Origin of the sequence: Paenibacillus filicis (assembly GCF_038070315.1) — a bacterium.
Classification (GTDB): domain Bacteria; phylum Bacillota; class Bacilli; order Paenibacillales; family NBRC-103111; genus Paenibacillus_G; species Paenibacillus_G filicis.
The window spans coordinates 68,482-87,348 of sequence record NZ_JBBPCC010000008.1 but is presented as its reverse complement, the minus strand read 5'-3'; the positions used below and the strand labels follow the sequence as shown (position 1 = coordinate 87,348).

Genomic DNA, 18,867 nt, shown 5'->3' with positions numbered 1-18,867 from the left:
ATGGGTGCCTTTTTACTTATGGGTATACTAGCTATGGATAGATCGTCCGTTCACTATATGGCTCTGTAACCATCGAGTGGCGGTAGCAAAAAAGCCTGCAGACCTGCTCCAAGAAGGAGCTTTGTCTACAGGCTCAGAGAGACACTGACGGTGTCTCCTTCACATTGACTTGAAATGAAGATTTAAAGGAGGTCCTTACCACCTCGCAAATGCTAAGGTGCCGGAACGAAGAGTTCTCCTTCGTCTGTCTTTTTGCCAACCGTATGATCTACAGAGGCTTCCTGAATATAGCCAAACGCCCAATGCGACGCAGGAACATCCGTCCATTTCGGAGCGGCGCCGCTCAGCGGTCCTCTGCCGAGCAGCTTGCTGATCATCGTCACCGCTTCAGCACGGGTCAACTCTGCCTCCGGACGGAACGTGCCGTCTGGGTAGCCATTGATGATGCCGGCTCCTTTCACACTTTCAATCGCCTTTTGTGCCCAATGGCCGTCCACATCGGAGAAGCTTCCCACGCTGCTGCTGGCCGTATCGCTGTTCAAACGGGCAACCAAGCTTGCTAGCTCAGCGCGAGTGATCGTTTGTTCCGGCTTGAAGCTGCCGTCTGGGTAACCTTCCATCAATCCCATTTTCGTCACGCGATCAATGGCAGCCTTCGCCCAATGCCCCGCAAGGACATCTGTAAAGGAGACGGAGGATGGCTTCATCTCTTTGTTCAGCGCCTTTGCAGCGATTGCCGCTATTTCTGCACGAGTGATGCGGGCATCCGGTTTAAACCATCCATCCGCGTAACCGGAAATGAACGCTTGATGCGTTTCAGCCTTCGTATTCCAATTTTCGATATGAACAACCGTAAATGTACTGAATTTATCCACTGAAAAGCGAATGCCTAACTGACCTGACTCGTCAAACGTAACGATTTTGCCTTGGACAAACTCTTTCGTCCCATCGCTATGCTCAATGAAAACGCCCAAATCTTCTAATTGCTGCTGAGTCAGCGATGTCTTGCCCAAAGGTAGGGTCAAGGTAACCGGACGGCTTTGAAGATTCGTATCAATACTCATCGGACGACCGATCACGACAGCATGATGGCTGCCGGTTGTAAGCTGTGCGGCCTGCTCTGTTCTTGCGCGCTGCTCAATTTCCTTGCGCTTGTCCTCTTCTTTTACGGGAACAAGACGGAAATAAATATCGTCCTTGAACTCTTGAAGGGAATCGCCTGGAACCTCAATTTTCACATTATTTTTAACAAACTCGAGCCCTACGCTGCTTTTTGCCAAAAGTGCAGTAGAATCCTGCGGAATTTTGATATTCGTCTCAGACACTTCGTCTTTGGTATCGGGAATGACGATTCTTGCCGTAGATGTGCCTGCCGCCGCAAGCTGCTCGACTGTTTTAGCCACTTGCTCAGGGGTGAAAACGACACTGTCCTTCTTCTGACCATTCGAATCCGTTGAACGAATGATGATTACGGTCGATACGACGGTTTTGTTCCCGCCGCTCGCACTCTCCACATTAACCGCAATCGACTCATCCTTGGAAGAAGAACCGCCACTGTCACTTGAGTTCGAAGGGGCTGGGGCAGTTTTCAGCTCAATGATCGCCGTAATGGCTTGTGTTGTTACATTGCCTGCTGCATCCTTGAGCGCCAGATACACGGTCTTTGTGCCGTTACCGTCTGTCAGCGTCCATGCTTTTGTCTCAGCGGCCGTTTCCCATGCACTCCAATCGGCATTATCGTTGGAGAACCGCATCTGGATTTGTCCCGATCCGCTGCCATCTGTGCTTGTCACGGTTAACGTGACATCTGCCGCGAAAGTCGACGACGCTCCGCCGTTGATGACCAGTGTTCCTGATGGCGGCGTGTTATCGAAGATCACGCTGCTTCCGTCGGTCGTAGAAGTTACCGTATCTCCAACGATCCCCGTCGCATCCGTGAAATCAATCGTAAATGATACGATGCCTGCCGCTTCACTTCCTGAGAATGTGTATTGCGCCTTGTATACAGAGTTGCCAACACTGGCAACGTCTGCGGGATGGACCCCTATTTTTACTACAGGAAGTCCATTTAATGCTTTATTCGCCGTAAACGTCAGTGTCGCCGTATCGCCAGCTTTGGCAAATGCCGGATTGGGGTTATCGCTCGATACGCTAACTGCGGTTAGGCCTGGAAGCACCGTCGCAGCTGGCGTTACAGCCACCTCATCGGAGTATACGCTGCTAGTTACGGTATTGACTGCCTTGATCGCAAAGTAGTAAGTGGTACCATTCGTCAGATTCACCACGTTGTAATTGTAGGTAGTACCCGTCACTGTCGCGACTGGAATGTCAGCGTAGGCTTGGGATGCCTCTCCTTGATATACCCTGTATTCCGTAGCCCCCGCCACAGCGCTCCACGCTATCGTTGCCTGCTGATCGCCTGCTTTCGCAGACACATGGGCTGGAGCTGCAAGGGGCAGTAACGTCCAGTTGGCATACAATACGGTATTACTGGTTATTTTCGTGGCTGCGAAGTTGAATGCCGTCGTTAGACTCGCAGTCGTATACCAGCCTGCAAACTGGTATCCTTCTCTCGTCGGCGCTGCCGGTTCTTGGGCATAGCCGTTATAATTCACGCTTTGAGGAGTAATTGCTGTTCCGCCATTGCTGTTGAACGTCACGGCATAGCTGTTTATCGTCCATTTGGCATACACTACGGTATTGCTGGTTATTTTCGTGGCTGGGAAGTTGAATACCGTCGTTAGACTCTCATTCGCATACCAGCCGGCAAACCGATACCCTTCTCTCGTTGGCGCTGCTGGTTCTTGCGCATAGCCGTTATAATTCACGCTTTGAGGGCTTACTGCTGTACCGCCGTTGCTGTTGAACGTCACGGAATAGCTGTTAACCGTCCAGTTCGCATACACCATAGTATTACTTGTTATTTTCGTTGCTGCGAAGTTGAATGCCGTCGTTAGACCCTCATTCGCATACCAGCCGGCAAACCGATACCCTTCTCTCGTCGGCGCTGCCGGTTCTTGTGCATAGCCGTTATAGTTCACGCTTTGCGCGCTAACGGCTGTACCTCCGTTGCTGTTGAACGTCACGGAATAGCTGTTAACCGTCCATTTGGCATACAACACGGTATTACTGGTTATTTTCGTTGCTTCGAAGTTGAATGATGTCGTTAGACCCTCATTCGCATACCAGCCAGCAAATTGGTGTCCTTCTTTTGTTGGTGCTGCAGGTTCTTGTGCAAAGTCGTTATAGTTCACGCTTTGAGCGCTAACTGCTGATCCGCCGTTGCTGTTGAACGTCACGGAATAGCTGTTAACCGTCCATTTGGCATAAAGCGTGATATCGCTTGTTATGGCGGTGGCCGCAAAATCGAACGACAACGTTGTCTCCCTATCGGTATACCAGCCTGCGAAGGTATAACCGGTCTTCGACGGAGCCGGCGGTTGGGTGGCTGTTTTGTTGGTCGGTATGATTTGGCTGCTCACAGCCGTTCCGCCGTTACTGTCAAAGTTAACCGTGTAGGCCAAGTTTCTTTTGTACACGCCGGAGCTTGCCACCGCAACGAAGGTATCCGCTCCGTAAACGACGTCCGTGTAATTTGCTGGGGACGCATCCAACGTATTTACTATTGTTTCTTTTGTCCAACTTAGCCCATCTTTCGAGGTTATAGCCGTATTGTTTGTGCCAACGGCAGCATACAATCCCCCGTTACTGCTATCGTAGGCCACTTTTGCAAGATTGGCTGTGACCGGAGAGGCTACGGCAACGGTTGGCAGGTCCGGACTCGTAGCGTCTGTGCGTACAATTTTCCCGCCACTCCCAACCGCAATGATTTGACTGCCATTCGACGCCAGTCCATTCAAGGCCGTCGTACCCTCCACCCTTACTTCAGGGCCCCAATTGGTTCCTGTATTATCTGTAGACTGTCTGACTATACCGCTGCTGCCTCCAGTGTTAGTATAACCGGCCACAATAAACCGGTTGCCCACATACTTAACATCATAAAAATAACCGTATCCTGAATTGGTTTTACTCCATACCGTCCCATTGGAAGAGCCGACAACCCCTCCATTATTCGAGGAGGTTACCAGGTATCTGTTATTCCCGTAGGCAAAGGAAGAAAAGGCATAGTCCGTGAAAGAAGGGGCTGGACTGCTGCTGCCAGCGCTCCAATTGATGCCGTCATTGGAATAAATAAAGATAGCCCCCGCTTTATTATCGTCCCGGGTCGTAGCGGCATAAAATTTTCCATTCAAAAATTTGACGGTATTCAGTCTCTTAGTGGTCTGGTTACTTACATCCCGCTGCGTCCAGGTCACCAGGTCCGTCGAGGTGTAGATGAGCCCGGTCAAAGGCTGAATACCTACATACAGTCCGTTCCCATAGGTAATAGCGGACAAGCCCGTCGTGGCTGTTTGTATCCAAGCATAGGTGTCCTCAGTTGATGCAGCTTTAGCTGGATTCGGCGCTAGTAGTCCCAAGGAGCTGATGAACAAGGTGATGACGGTCAGAATAGACATGCTTCTTCTTACATAATGCTTCAATAGTCCCACCACTTTCTGAATGAATTAAAATTTGGAATGAACAGGTATTCGCCAAAATCGGACAAATCCTAGTAAGTTTAGCATACTCACTCTCAACAAATTCTGAACAACCTAGGGTTACAAGACGTATCTGAATCTGTTATCCTAGGCATCCCGAACTAATACCTTTCATCCTCGGAAGGAAACATCTCTTTCAAGGGAGCATCGTGGCATGTCATCGATGACCTGTGCAAAGCAAAAACCAGCGGGAGGCATAACCCAGACATCATAACCTGGTTATATGCCCGATTCCCGCTGGTTCCGAACAATTGCTATTCACGAATATAAGATTAAGCTGATTCATCAGCTTCTTGTTCACGAGCCTCTCCGATAATTTGACGAGATCAGCTGCTGGTATAACCTGACTGTCTCCTGTTCCATTTCGATATTCAGACGCTCACGTACTTCCAGTTCTAGCTGCCGGTATACTTGAATGGCTTCTTTGCGATTGCCCATCTCCATGTGCAGCTTCATTAACTTTCGGCTGTCCTGCTCCGAATCCGGAGAAATCGCTACGACCCTACGCAAACACTCCAGCGTGTAAGAGAGCTGGCTCTTTTTATAGAAAGATTGTGACAGCTTACGAAGCGCATGCACATATTTGTGTACTAATTCTTCCCGCCTCCGAAACGCCCAAATAAAATCGCAGCTCTCCAGGTAATCTCCGTTGTATAGGGCCACAATCTGCTCAAATTGTTGTACGCCGAGCCCCTTCCCTTCCAGCGTCATGTCGAGCAGCCCTTCCAGCTCCGATACATCGCAAACCACGCTGCCGCAATCAAGCGAATAGCCATTGCCTGTTTTATATAAGGCTAATGGCAGTCCGCTTTCTCGTATATTTTTTCTGAGCAGTGAGATACAGGTATGCAGGTAGCTCCTTGCCTTCTCGGCATCGGATTCCGGCCATAGTGCTTCCATGATAACGGCACGCTCGACGGTTTGACCGGAGCGGTGGACAAGAAGCGCGCACAACTCCTTCTCTTTAAGGGTCCGCCATGACACCTGCGTAGTCTCGCTCTTTCCTAGCTGGATGGAGAATCCCCCCATACAACAGATTCTCGGCCCTTCGCTTCCCTCGTTTCCCTCTTTTGCTGTGCCCCTTCCCATTACGGCTTCTTCAAGCCGTTTGATCGAATGCTGCAGCCTTTCCATTCTGATCGGCTTCAACAAATAATCGAGCGATTGAATTTCAAACGCTTCGACCGCATACTCCGTAAAGGCCGTTGTAAAAATGATATGCACACCAGGATGAGCCGCCTGAATTGCGCGTGCTACGTCCACGCCTTTCATTCCCGGCATTTCAATGTCTAAGAAGACCGCATCCAATTGGTGTTGTTTGATGTCCTCGATAGCCAACAGCGGATTTATATATTTCCCCACGATCTCCACATTGCCTAGATCACGCAGCATCATTTCCAGCAACTCCAGCGCATGTTCCTCATCATCAATCAACACGACGCGATTCATAGATGCTCCTCCCAATGTCGTTTGCTCGCTTTTCCTTGCAAGTTTTGAACAATATAAAGAGCTGTCCCCCGCAGTGCATAGACCCATAGGGACAGTAGTATTCAAAAGCCATGAATATAGCAGATGGGTGAGTATACCATCAAAGTTATTAAAAGGAGATACCCTCTTAGTATGTTCAATATACCATGGGTCATCTAACGCTGCCAGTTTGATAGCCTTTAATTGTGACTCCATACGCCCGCAGAGACGGTCAATGATGGCTGCGTTGGGGTAAGAGATATGATGAACGGCCCTGCGAACGCAAACAGGCCCCTCCCAGGATGATCCTGTCGGAGCGGCCTCTTGTTAATAAAGACAAAATACATGTGCTAAGTAAATTACGGTTTCTTTGCGTTATTAAATCGATGTATCCCGAATCCTTTGAAGTCGGATGCCAGTATCGCTTCTCTAAGTGGATATAAATTTGTTGTAAATCTCAATTCAATACCTTTTTGAATCAACCTCTCCAATAAGTTGTTATAAATTTCCATGAATTTGGGCTTTACTACTTGCCGAGAGATATAATATCCAGCAGTCTGATCAAAAAGCTCAAAACCTTCATCATCAAACGAATACCTGAATAGGGTCTGCTTTGAAATCCTTGTATACCAGTCACTCTCTACGGTATCGGCATGTGTATGGTTAAAGAAGAGTTGTAGATGTTCATCCGTTTTCGCTTCGTCTCTTCTACAGACAATACGAGGACAATCCCTTGGAAAAAAGTGGGTAAACTCATGCTCTCCATCAATTGCCCAAACGACTGCGGGAAAATCCGGACGATTTTGTTTCTCTTTGGGCACGAATAATGGGATGCTATTGTCCTCGCTAAAATGAAAAAGCATGCAAGTCCTCCTTATTCGTTATACCCTTGTATTCCATGTAATCCTTACATTGTCCTGCTCATCGCGGTATAAACCTTGGAATGAGTGAGATAGCTGAGTTTCTTCGAATAACCGAGCTGATGATGAAACTCCCTTATTTCTTTCCCTAACCCAACCCAACTTGGCCTTCGCTGGAGGACAGCCGGTAGATCGCATCGCGGGGCAGCTCCCGATCCAGCCATGCCGACAGCTGTCTCACAGCGGGTCGCCAAACCGTGCCGCCGCCTTCCCAGGGCCGGTCGACAAAGCCGACCCGGCGAAGAAGAGCCTCCCGTCCGGCAGACGCTTCGCGCAGCCAGATTTCCAGCCGCAGCGTCTCATCGATAGCCGGATGCCGCTTGCTCAGCGGCTGTCCATTCCGCGCATGCTCTTGCTCCGCCTTCATATACTCACGCAGCAGTCCGGGCTCCACCAGACCGAGCCGAGCCAGTTCGCTGCCGCTCCCGGCCAGCGACTGCCGGTAATGGTCATAATGCTTCAGCACCGAAGCACGCACGAACGCATGCGCGAAGGTTTTGTCCGTGCGGGCGCGAATGACCGAAGGCATCGTTCCGATCAGTCCGCGCCGAACCAAGGTTTTAGTCGCGCTATAGCCTCCGGCATGCCCCTCCTGCTCCTTGTAGATGACCTCAGGAGGGATACGCAGGCAGAACTCCAGCAGCCTCCGGTCCAGAAATGGATAGGAGACTCTCCGGCCGTCACGGGATGCATAGTACCGGGAAGGAGCAGCATTGCGGTGGTAAATATACTGCCTCGCCCAATTGCGGTAGCGAAAATGCTTTCGCCGATGATCGTCCAGCAGTCTTTCTTGTATCCCGGCTACCTCGTCCTCTGCGGCCGGATGCAGGAATGGGGCCGGCTCCGCAGCCTCCCCCCAAACCGATGCCATATACCGATGCCAAGAGCCTCCCTGCACCATCGGCAGCAGCGCCTTCTGCCAAAACATCCGCAGCAGCTCGGAAGAAGATCCTCCCGATGCCTGCTTTAACCGGGTATGCAGATCCCTCCACTTACCGCCCAGCAGCAGCGAATCATACACGTATCCATTCCCGTCAATCGTCTCGTCCCCTCCGGTACCAGACAAAGAGGCTTCCGGCAGCGGTCCATGACGCAAAGCCGAAGCTATCGATAAGTAATTGGCCAGCGCAGTCGTACGGATTTCGGGACCATCACTGATGAACAACGGGTCCCGTCCCTGCTCATCGTTCGGATAACGGGTCAACTGGTCTGCCAGCAGAACCTCCCCGGTTAATCCCAGCCTGCGACGGCAAGCATCGATATAGGACAAGTCGCTGCTGCTCTGCAGCTCCGCCGTGGAAAAAGCAATGCCCGTCACATACAGCGCCCGGGGCCCCGTCGCCCCCAGCTCGCGCACAGCGACGCTGGCGATGGCGCCGGAATCAATCCCCCCGCTGATCGGCATGATCAGGCGTTCGCCTTGAACACGCTCCTGGACCGCCTGATGCAGCAAGTCCGAGTAATGCATATAGTAATCGCTGTCGCTGCGATAACGAATCTCCTTATTCGGCGGTGACCAATACGCCGACAGTTGCACCCGCTCCGGCGTAATTTCCAGCACATGCCCGGGCGGCAAGCGCCTTATGCCCCGGAAATACGTTTGCTCCGGCAGCACATCCCATTTCAGCTTCCACAGCGCCGGGGTCAGGTGGGCGACAAGCTTGTCACGGTTCAGCTCAAAGGGCACCCGGCGGTCTGCCAACAATTGGGCGACATCCGTACCGATCAACGTAAAGTCCTCTGCGTCATAATAGACGACCGATCGGATCCCGACCACATCGCAGGCCGCAACCAGGTTGCTTGTACGCACATCCCACAGGACAAAGGCAAATTCCCCGCGCAGCAGCGACGCGCAAGAGCTGCCGAATGCCTCATAAGCGGCCCAGATCAGCTCACGGTCGTGTGCCGTACGGGGAACCCAGACTCCTCGCCCGGCAAGCAGCTCCCGGATTTGCTCCCGGTTATACAGCGCTCCGTCTAGGCATACCGGTACACTCAACGCTGCGGGCCGTCCTTCGTCTGACCCTGCAGTATCATCCCTATCCCCAAGACTGACAGGTCCGAAGCTTCCGCTGGTCACGCCCCCAGCCCCATCGAGCGGCATCCCGTACAGCATCCGGTTCACCGTCGCTGTTCCCGAAGAGTCAGCGGAGCGGCCATCTATCTTCCCATCATCCAATGTCCCCCTTTTGTTCCAGCTGCATGCGATGATCGTGTTCACAGCGCCCGCTCCTTCCCCTGGTTGAAGTTCATTTACAATAACTTAACCTTCCACTTATTTACATCAGTACGACAGATGAGCTACGAATTCCTTGTTAATAACTATTAATCTTATAATTTTAGTCAAATTTAAATGAAGGCCATACAAGAGACTGGGTACAGTTCTACATGTAAGCCCTAAAGGCCGTCGAGCGAGTCGACGGCCTGGTTTGCTGGTGATTCAACTGTCGTTATACGTTAGTTTAATCTACGGCTATCTTCGGATTAGCCAAGGGGTTACCATAACACCCTAGACAAATTAAATAGAGTCCTGACTGATATTAGCAATATACATAGCGAAAAGTAATACGGCCCCTATCACTTGAATTAAAAAACCATAACCGCGTTTTATTTGTATAATAATCGATATGATTTGAACGAATAACAATCCAACAATCAAACCATAGTCCAACCATTGGTGACGTTCTCCGGTAAGGTCATCAAACACAACTAATATAACCCCTAATCCTATATAAAGAAGACCTAATGTAAGCAAAATGATCGTTTTTAACAAGGGTTTCACGCTTTTTCTCCTTTCAACGTTTAGGAAATATAGGGGTCACTTTAATACGCCGCGATCGTGGAGAGCTTGTACAACGAGCGGCACAGACTGACGGAGCATCTGCTGAACCGCGCAGCCATGCTTTATCCATGCAGCAGAAGTCTCGTGCACGGCGACAATAACAGGGAATCTCGTCAGATTCGCCATAACCCACTTACACACAAAGGCCGCTCCGCAGGATATCCCTGCCGGAACGGCCTCTTGCTGTCTAGCCTTATCTCGAATCAGGAATCCGCTTAGTGCATGACGGCGTAGGTGATCGACTTCGTGAATGCCGTCTTAGCCGCTGATTCGATCATCGACAACTGCGGAGCAAGACCGAGCTCGGCGAGCGGCATGGCGAAGGACATGGCGTTCAGAATCAGGAGACCCATCTCGTTGTGGTAGATGTCCCACAGCGCATCCCAGATCTCGCCGGAGCTGTATCCGGCTTGCTCGAGCTGGATCGTGGTCGCGATCCAGTCCCAGCCCTTCTGCTTCATGATACGTGCGGCTTCCTTCTCATGCAGCCCTCCATCATGCAGCGCCATGAAGACCACGCTGTCTCCCATGCTGGTCAGAATGCCGAGCACATCCCCTGCAGCTCCGCCCGTCTCTTTTCTCAGACCTTCGATGGCATAGTCCTTGACTCCCTCGATCGCTGTGAACATATCCATACGCAGGACTATACCTCCTTTCATCTCGTAGGCCTTAATGACAGACTGCGAAAGCTCGATCATGGTCAAGTCGGTTCCGTCCGCGATCGCGCGGCCGAGCGCCGGAGGCGTCCATACGTTTTTTAATCCCAGGTCGGTCAGTGCCACCTTGCGCATCTCCCGGAAGAGCTGTAGTCTAGGCATGCCCACATAGATCGACGCCTGCGCGATGTCGGCCGGGTTGCGCCAGCCCGCCTCGTACAAGTACACGATAAGCCTGCCCGACTTGGGTGTGTTCATCAGGGTCATGATCAGGGCCGTATCGTTGATCGTGTAGCCAAGCTCATACATGACAGGTCCGATGGCCTGCGCATGACCTCCGATCCTACTCAGATCCTTCAGCGGATAACCGAGATCTCGGACTGTTCTGACTATGTCTTTCAAGCTATAGTTGTTATTGTTCCTGAGCAGTATATTCGTCTGCAGGACATCGAATCCCAGATTGCGAAGCTCGCTGATCATCGATGGCTGCACCTACTAGTCCTATCATTTAAGGACTTCGGACCAAGCTCTATACGTATGTCCAAAAAGACCGTCGAGGGAGTCGACGGCCTAATGCTCCAGGCTATGATGCGATCATTTGCTCAGGCTCCTTATGACGTGATCGGCCTGAGTATGACAGAACATAGTAATCGGTATACATCTGCACGTCAGGCTGACGATTCGGTGCCGAGGCACTTCGAAAGGTCGGCCTTTTTATGAATTTATTTCGTTGAGTTAACCGGCACGTTATCATAATCCCCAAATCCCATCCCGTCAAGAGATAATGTGCAAATGAGCGACATAGCGGGGGATCCCCCCTTATGCTTTCCAGATAGGAATGAATTTCCGAGGATAAGGGGCGATATCGCTTTTTCCAATTCATCCGATTTCACGTAAAATCTTCTTCAGGCCAATAAGGAGATAACGATCTACACACAAGGACAGAACGCAACGAATTCAAGGTCATGATGAATGACAGAACAGGAGGAGCCGCATGCACAGCGTGGTCAAAATCAGATTTATACTCCTTTACGGTGAGACGCCTGAGACAAAATGTTACGGGTACATGGAGTTGAATCAGGATGGCAACATGATCGCGCTCTACCATACATCTGGCGAAGAAATAGACATGTATGGTGGACATGAATTTGTCCAGGTACGGACGCTTGGCACATTCGATAATGAAGATCGGGATCATTTTTATTCCTTGCTGGAAAGTGATGGTGTAGGATAACTTGCTTGACAGGCTGGCCGATTCACTATTAAGGCACTACCATAAATCGGCATTGCCGATCATGAACTTTCGGGAGGTAGAAGATGAACGAGCAGGCTCACGACACAAGTGAATGGAAGAGAGGGGCGATGTTAGCCGCTTTACTCATCGGTGCATTTGTCGCATTTCTTAGCGAAAACTTACTTACCAATGCATATCCCCTATTGATGCGGGAATTCAACGTTGCTGCTTCGACTATCCAATGGTTATCCACCGCTTATATGCTCGTGATCGGCATATTGGTGCCGGTGACTGCATTGCTGCAGCAATGGTTCACGACTCGCCAGATGTTTATGTCTGCGATGGCGTTATTTTTAGGCGGTACATGCTTGTGTGCGAGCTCCCCCGGATTCGAAGTCTTGCTGATAGGCAGGGTTGTTCAGGCTTGCGGAACAGGCTTATTGATCCCGTTGATGATGAATACGATTCTTGCCCTCTATCCTCCGGAACGCCGGGGCGCAGCCATGGGTCTCATGGGGCTGGTTATTATGGTGGCTCCCGTCATCGGGCCAGCTCTGTCGGGTCTGGTCATCGATACCTTGCACTGGAGATGGCTGTTCTATCTAGTGATTCCTGTCGCATTGTTCGCGATTATTTATGCATGCATGTACTTGAAGAATGTGACAGAACTAACTAGGCCGAGAGTCGATGTTTTATCTATTGTGATGTCAACCATCGGTTTCGGTTGCGTCATCTACGGCTTCAGCCGAACAGATGTCTGGACTCAGCCTGAGGGTTACGGTTTGATTGCTATAGGCTGCCTCTTCTTGTTCTTGCTTGTATGGCGGCAGCTGAAGATCAAGGAACCTTTGATAGATCTTTCCGTATTTCGGCATCGGACTTTTTCTTTGGTAGCGGTATTGATCGTAGTTCTGATGATGATTCTATTCGCCACCACAACATTGCTGCCGATCTATATGCAGGATGTGATGCAGTTGACAGCGTTCGCAACAGGCTTAGTTCTGATGCCAGGTTGTCTATTGAACGGGATGATGATGCCGGTATCGGGGAAATTATTCGATAAATTCGGGCCGAGATTCGTAATTATACCGGGGCTGCTCTTGATCGCCATCTCGTTGTGGCTGTTTGCCGGAATCGACAGTGATACAACACGGGGCTCCGTCCTGTTCAATCACATCCTCTTATTCTTAGGCATATCGTTCGTCGTCATGCCGGCTCAGACGACAGGGCTGAACCAGCTTCCGCTTCACTTGGTCCCTCATGGCACAGCCATCTACAATACGCTGCAACAAATGGCAGGGGGAATTGGCATCGCCTTATTCATCGGCATCATGTCATCTCGAACCACTCGTTATCTTCACCATTCGCTCGATCCCACGGCGATGCATGAGAAGACACAGAGCATGGTTGCCGGTCTGCAAACGGTTTTTTGGATTGAATGTATGCTCGCATTATTTATTGTAGCGCTGGCTTGGTTCATACATGATCGTCAACATGCCGATTCTTCTCAGATGAAAGACCCCGACGGCCTGTCGTCTTAGGGAGCTTGAGCCAGAAACACTTCACTCGCCCCCGCTTCACTCGTGATCAGTCGTTCTTGAAACTCGGCAAACGTTGAAGCATACTTCTCAAGCCAATCATTCATGAGGTCATGACACATGATCGGAAATTCAAGCTTCTAGTTCAATTCTGTTGATCAAAATAATCATCCGGCACATTTAAATGTATCAAACAACCTACAAATTTCTCCCTGAGATTAGGATTGCTCTTATATTCCGGCCATGCCGCCTTATAATAAGGCAATAACTTCTCGTGGGGGATAATGCCCCAATACAGAATAGAGTTTTTCATAACCTCCTTGTCCCCACCCTTTAGCATTCGCTCAATGATCTCCCAGTCTTCCGCTTTGTCATGACAGCTGCGTGTGGCATAGATGGCGGCGGCTTGTATATTCGGGTCGGTGTGGCACAAGAAGGGAGCAAAGTTTTGGAGTGTAATGGCGCCGGAAGATTCCAGCACATACCCCACATAACGTAACGTTTCCAGATCATGTATCCTGTCCAAACTTTGCAATATCACTTCTATAAATGCCTCTAAACTCACAGATTTGCCGTAAACATTCAGCATCATTAAAGCTTGTAAAAGATCCTCGTCGCTATCCGAGCAGAGCAGCTCCAGAAGATAGTCTCTCGCCGCACGGACAGAAGTTTTACAGATGAGCTGAATGGTTGTAATGCGATTCTTTTGTCCTTGATTAGCAACGTCTTTCAAAAAATCAAGGGTTGGCTGCGAGATTTTCTTGAATTTGAACATGCCATCGAGCGCTTTGGATTGGATTGCTTCATCTGGGGCGTTTTGATAAACCTGTATTAACGCCTGTTCATCGCCCGGCATTCTGCTGCCAAACCATGCAATATCATAATCCAGAATAATCTCATCCAGCCAGCGCTCATACCAGTCCAGAAAGTTTTCTTCATAGACAAAGAAGAAAGGATGATCGGGATGGAAATCTGACGTATACACGATTTTGCCCTTGTGTTTCCCTTCGAGTACGAGGTACATGTCGTATTCACAGCCTTGTGTACCCATGCACAGCATACCACCCAACACTTTATTGCGGGTAGCCTCGTATTCCTCATCAGAGATGTCCTCATCGCGGATCATGGGCTCGATCAGATGGTTCCATTCCTCTATTGTCATTCCGGGGTGCAGAACGGTATTGGCAGAGAGTGTCTGACTATCGGTATAGGAAGCTGCCTTTTCTATCGAGTAAATTCCATAATACGGCCCGGCACCTCCATTACCGACTTTCGTTAAAAACAGCGCATAAGGCTCCGGAAGAGTGACCTGATGCTTGGCTTGCCAGTCGGCAAGCTCTTTGGCTGTAAGCTTTTCATTCACCCTGTATTGGTGTGAGGATGCTCCAAATACCTGCAAAGCGGTATCTTTGCGCTTGGCCTTTTCAAGTTTGTTTTTTATTCGATCAAGCTGCGTTGCTTTCTTCCCAAATAACATCTTGAACCCTCCTGTTGATTATGGCCGGGCTTCCTTCGTTTCCTTATCCAGCAATTTCAGCAGATGAGGAAATCGGTATTCTCCATGCATCCTCTGTATGTGCCCGGCAGCGACTGCTAGCTCCATGCCGACGGAGGTTATGTATAAAGGCTTAGAGCTATGGCCTCGATAAATCTTTTGGACAACGGCTTCGTTGTCGTGAAAGGCATTTTTGGCAACACCGATCACTGGAATGTTTCCCGAAAAATTGGTATACACATAATGCCCGAGTCCAGGCTTTCTCTCATTGTTTAAGTACACGTAACCATCCACAACTAGGGTATGTATCTGGTTGATATCCGTAAGCTTCAACAGTTCCTGTATGCATGGAAGCTCTCGTTTGTAGAAAAAACCCGGTTCGTATTCGTGAGGGTTTTCCGTATCGCACGTTATGACTTCGAGCGGCTTGGAATCTTCCCAGTTGTGAAAAATAACCCCCACTGACTTCGCTTTCTTTTCCTCATAATACACATCGACAGCGATGATCATAGATAGTGATTCCTTTCTTATGCTCAATAGTCCACCTAGCTTACATATTACTTACCCACATAGGGTTGCCCTCGCAATCAATTTGAGGAATTAACTCTTAATGAGCACCCTTCATTCGTGCGATTAATATATAATTATCAACCATAATAAGAGCTCGGGCAATATGGCGAAACATTATTCCCATTGTAATTACCTCCCTACCTAATCAGAATGTATAGAATAGCTTGCAGCTCTGATACAGTCCCCGGCGTTGTCTGTAGCGGCAAGTTTAAAGGCCATCCTTTGTGGGATGGCCTACCATATCCAATCTAAACAACTATAATCAGTAACCTACCGAATTCCTTAAAATAAGAATATTTTCCTGAAGGAACGTTCGATTTTTTTCAATTCCTCTGTTTTTACACCAAACAACTGCGTTGAAAGCATCGTAAAAATCATAAAATGGCAGCACTTTTTCCAGAGCCAACATAGGTCGAATCGATTGATAACCTTCAATGAACGGTAACTTTGTTCTCGGATTGTCTTCCCAAATATATCGATTGACTTTTGTAAAATCGATTTCCGACGATCCACCACGCGCACTCTCGAAATCAATAATGCCAGCAACCTCGTTACCATTCACCATTATATTACCTGGTCTAAAATCCATGTGAACAATACATGGTCCATCAGGATCCGGTAAAGCAGCGAAAACTCCATCAAAGTGATGAATACATCTTTCATACAATTCTGAGTCGAGAATCTCTTTGCATGGCTCTTTCCACTTTTCAAAATTACTTTTGATATGTAATCTCCAATTATTTTGGTCAAGTAACTTAAAACCATCGGTTACATGGTAACCATACCCAGGAGTTTTAACCTCATGGAGCATAGCAAGATACACGCCAATTTGAAAAGAGAGTTTCTCATCCATGTCTCCTGTACAAGGCATACCTTGAATGGCTGAAAGAAGCAATGCTCCAGTATTACTTTCATCCCCGTACCAAATGTCCAATACCTTAGGAACAGGAATTACTCCTTTCAATGTTTCAAGTATCTGAAATTCACGAAATAGTTTATCTATGTTAAATGGAATTTTTACATAAACGTTTTCTCCGCTAGCAAGAGTAAGTTTGTATACATCTGAACTAAATGACTCTGGAACATCTTCTATATTCGAGACGTTCAACTTTAGCTTTTCTATAACGGTAAGAATGGAACTCATATGGTACCTCATGTTTTAGATAGCATGTGATAATTCGATTCGTTGCTCCGAAAACCGAATCAAACCCAAAATCTTGCATATATCATATTCTTGACCCAGTACCAAGACCCCTTTTCGAGGGAGAACGTATAAATGAGAATCATCAAGTCACAGCAGGACTTTGTCATTCTGCGCCGGGTTGGAGCATTTCCGGCGGCACTCCTCGATCAAGTCGAGGATCGCAAAGCCCGTTTGCGCCGACTTCGCCGCCTAGCGTGGCCCATCCCAAACCCCTGCCAGGTAAAATGTCTTTCCAAGCCCGTTGCCCGATTTTCTGGAAAAACTTGCCGCTACTTATGATACGGTTCTCCGTGCTCTCCGTAACGGCAAGATTTAGGACCAACCATTTGCCGGTTGGCCCTTCGTTTGACGCTGTTTACTTTAATATTCTTTTTTAATGACAAAGTACGAACCCCGAATGGTTCCCGCAAGTTTAGACTTCTGCCTGGCAAACTTAAACTTCCCTTCTAACTCCTGCGGTACCTCCATCCCCTCAGAAAGCTTAAAACCAACCGCCCGCTTCTTGGGGTCATCCACCGTATACATAACATTAAGCCCAAGACCATCCTCATAAAATACGTAGGTAAATAGGATGTTTTCCACTTGGAAACGCGACGTTTCCAAAGGCTTGGCCGCAAACTCAATATCACGTTCTTCCTTCAAGATTCGGTTCACGTAATCAAGGCTCTCCTGACCTTCGCTAGCGGGTACTACCGTAAATTCATGCTTGTATTTGTTCATAAAGTACCGGGCTTCATTAGCACGTAAACCAGCAAGCGCCTCTGCTACCGGCGAAGACTCTAAACCAACCGTGGATACATCTTTAAAATCAACGATATAGGACATGTCCATCTCTCCTTTTATCTCATTATTTACCAAAAGACTTGCTCTTATTATTATACGGTTCAGCTTAACGGTTTTCGAGGGATACGTCATAGAATCTTACCAATACGGGATTGCGGCGCTCTTTCACACCTGACGTGCCTGTTCGGACGCTACTCTTTCACTTGCTGTTGCAATTGTTCGAACAGACGTTTCGTCTGTTCGGGGTCCTTCTCGTTGTAGAAAACATACGAGTCTTTTAGCTTGATTTGAATATAGGGCGGAGCTTTAAATATATACATGCGTGCTTTGCCCAGCTCCTTCAGCTTGAAATGGCCGCGGGCAACCTTGTCCGTCCCCTCTCCGTTAGTTTTCACTCCGGAAGGCACCTTCTCCACGAGCGATAGTTGCTCGATGTCATCCACATTGAAGGTAAACGAGTACATCGGGTAATTGATCTCGATTTTGCGCTCGGGCGTTACGGTTAGAACCGGCGAATTCAGCTCGGAATTGACTAGCAAAACCGAAACTCCGATAACGACTGCAACGATTAATAGGATGGGTCCTCCTGCAATCCATTTCCCGGCCAAAGTGCCCGTATTCACCGTTTCCCCTATGCCAACCCGCTTAGGGACAAGAATGGCTTTATCGTCGGGATTGTGATAGGTTAATCCGTTGCTCCAGTATTCGTCGTCGTCGGTGTAAACGGTTTTTCCGTCCAGCTCCAACGTTTCCTGCTCCAGATGAGCGATTTTACGATACACGTATAGCACCAGAGCTGCCGGAACGATGCCGAACGACAAAATGATCGTCAGCCAAATACCGAACATTGGCTCGCTGTCGCTTAGGATGAATAAACCGATAAGCAGGAAATGAACATTCTCCACAATCGCTATCATGAACCACATATACGATATATACCTGCGCCGGGCCTGATTCAAGCCGACGTTCACTTCGCTGTTTGAGCTGTATACTTTGGCTTTCATCTTGCGCATGCCGAGCGCAAGGAGCAGACTCATCAGCGTAAAGGCGAAGCTTCCGATAGCAATGCCGAGGAGCTCCTGCTCGTTCAGACTCCATAATACAAAGCCGGCCGCCATCGCCACCGGGATCGCGAACAGCCACAATGGAGCGGAGCGCTGATCTTTCAAATACGCTGCACGCAGGTCGCTATGAATGACGCGTTTCGCGCCGACGAACCATTCATGTTCGCGTTTTAAAGCCAGCGTACTTCGGAACGCTTGCCGGAACCAGCTGATAACGGCGGCATAGAAACCGAAAGTCCATACAAAAAAATAAATCATCTGATAGCCGTGCCAATTATAGAGCAGCACCACCGGGATAAGAGCTGCGGCCATCCACCATGTCATCCGCACGAGCCGCTTGTCGAACTTCGCCTGCACGGCCTTGATCTTCTCATTGTCCATCGCATGAGGCGGCAATGTAATAGCGAATAGCATGCCGTTGTTATATCGAGTCTGGCCCTTGTAGGTCGCAAGTGTAACAATAAACATGAGGATAGCAACCGCCGACAAAATCACC

General features: G+C 49.0%; 13 protein-coding genes. 2 read left to right on the top strand and 11 right to left on the bottom strand.

From position 1 onward, the window contains the following. Positions 1-212: 212 nt before the first annotated feature. The 6 genes from WMW72_RS14025 to WMW72_RS14000 all read right to left on the bottom strand — a co-directional run bounded on the left by WMW72_RS14025 (position 213) and on the right by WMW72_RS14000 (position 10,963). Positions 213-4,517, bottom strand: a complete 4,305-nt coding sequence (locus WMW72_RS14025) for an InlB B-repeat-containing protein (protein ID WP_341416114.1) — start codon at positions 4,515-4,517, stop codon at positions 213-215. 378 nt (positions 4,518-4,895) lie between these two features. Beyond that, positions 4,896-6,281, bottom strand: a complete 1,386-nt coding sequence (locus tag WMW72_RS14020; RefSeq protein ID WP_341416113.1) for a response regulator — start codon at positions 6,279-6,281, stop codon at positions 4,896-4,898. A gap of 143 nt (positions 6,282-6,424) precedes the next feature. Further along, positions 6,425-6,928 carry a DUF6886 family protein gene (locus tag WMW72_RS14015; protein WP_341416112.1) on the bottom strand — a complete coding sequence of 168 codons (504 nt, stop codon included), beginning with the start codon at positions 6,926-6,928 and terminating at the stop codon, positions 6,425-6,427. 145 nt (positions 6,929-7,073) lie between these two features. Then, positions 7,074-9,206, bottom strand: a complete 2,133-nt coding sequence (locus WMW72_RS14010; protein WP_341416110.1) for an asparagine synthase-related protein — start codon at positions 9,204-9,206, stop codon at positions 7,074-7,076. A gap of 297 nt (positions 9,207-9,503) precedes the next feature. Further along, complete coding sequence (locus WMW72_RS14005; protein WP_341416109.1) at positions 9,504-9,767, bottom strand: hypothetical protein; 264 nt, start codon at positions 9,765-9,767, stop codon at positions 9,504-9,506. Between the two features lie 275 nt (positions 9,768-10,042). Then, positions 10,043-10,963 (bottom strand): hypothetical protein, encoded by a 921-nt coding sequence (locus WMW72_RS14000; RefSeq protein WP_341416108.1) that lies wholly within the window; start codon positions 10,961-10,963, stop codon positions 10,043-10,045. Between the two features lie 514 nt (positions 10,964-11,477). Here WMW72_RS14000 and WMW72_RS13995 point away from each other — a divergent pair. Beyond that, on the top strand, positions 11,478-11,717 hold the full coding sequence (locus tag WMW72_RS13995) for a hypothetical protein (RefSeq protein ID WP_341416107.1): 240 nt from the start codon (positions 11,478-11,480) through the stop codon (positions 11,715-11,717). A gap of 83 nt (positions 11,718-11,800) precedes the next feature. Beyond that, positions 11,801-13,258, top strand: coding sequence for an MDR family MFS transporter (locus WMW72_RS13990; RefSeq protein ID WP_341416106.1), 1,458 nt, complete (start codon positions 11,801-11,803; stop codon positions 13,256-13,258). A gap of 142 nt (positions 13,259-13,400) precedes the next feature. On the opposite strand, the gene WMW72_RS13985 is transcribed toward WMW72_RS13990, so the two are convergent. The 5 genes from WMW72_RS13985 to WMW72_RS13965 all read right to left on the bottom strand — a co-directional run bounded on the left by WMW72_RS13985 (position 13,401) and on the right by WMW72_RS13965 (position 18,839). Then, the gene (locus WMW72_RS13985; RefSeq protein ID WP_341416105.1) at positions 13,401-14,732 is read right to left on the bottom strand and encodes an SMI1/KNR4 family protein; all 1,332 of its coding nucleotides are present in this window, start codon (positions 14,730-14,732) and stop codon (positions 13,401-13,403) included. Between the two features lie 18 nt (positions 14,733-14,750). After that, complete coding sequence (locus WMW72_RS13980) at positions 14,751-15,287, bottom strand: endonuclease V (protein ID WP_423227549.1); 537 nt, start codon at positions 15,285-15,287, stop codon at positions 14,751-14,753. A gap of 295 nt (positions 15,288-15,582) precedes the next feature. Beyond that, positions 15,583-16,464 carry a phosphotransferase family protein gene (locus tag WMW72_RS13975; RefSeq protein ID WP_341416103.1) on the bottom strand — a complete coding sequence of 294 codons (882 nt, stop codon included), beginning with the start codon at positions 16,462-16,464 and terminating at the stop codon, positions 15,583-15,585. Positions 16,465-16,884: 420 nt separating this feature from the next. Continuing rightward, on the bottom strand, positions 16,885-17,349 hold the full coding sequence (locus WMW72_RS13970; protein WP_341416102.1) for a phage tail protein: 465 nt from the start codon (positions 17,347-17,349) through the stop codon (positions 16,885-16,887). A gap of 149 nt (positions 17,350-17,498) precedes the next feature. Continuing rightward, positions 17,499-18,839, bottom strand: a complete 1,341-nt coding sequence (locus WMW72_RS13965; protein ID WP_341416101.1) for a DUF5808 domain-containing protein — start codon at positions 18,837-18,839, stop codon at positions 17,499-17,501. Positions 18,840-18,867 lie beyond the last annotated feature (28 nt).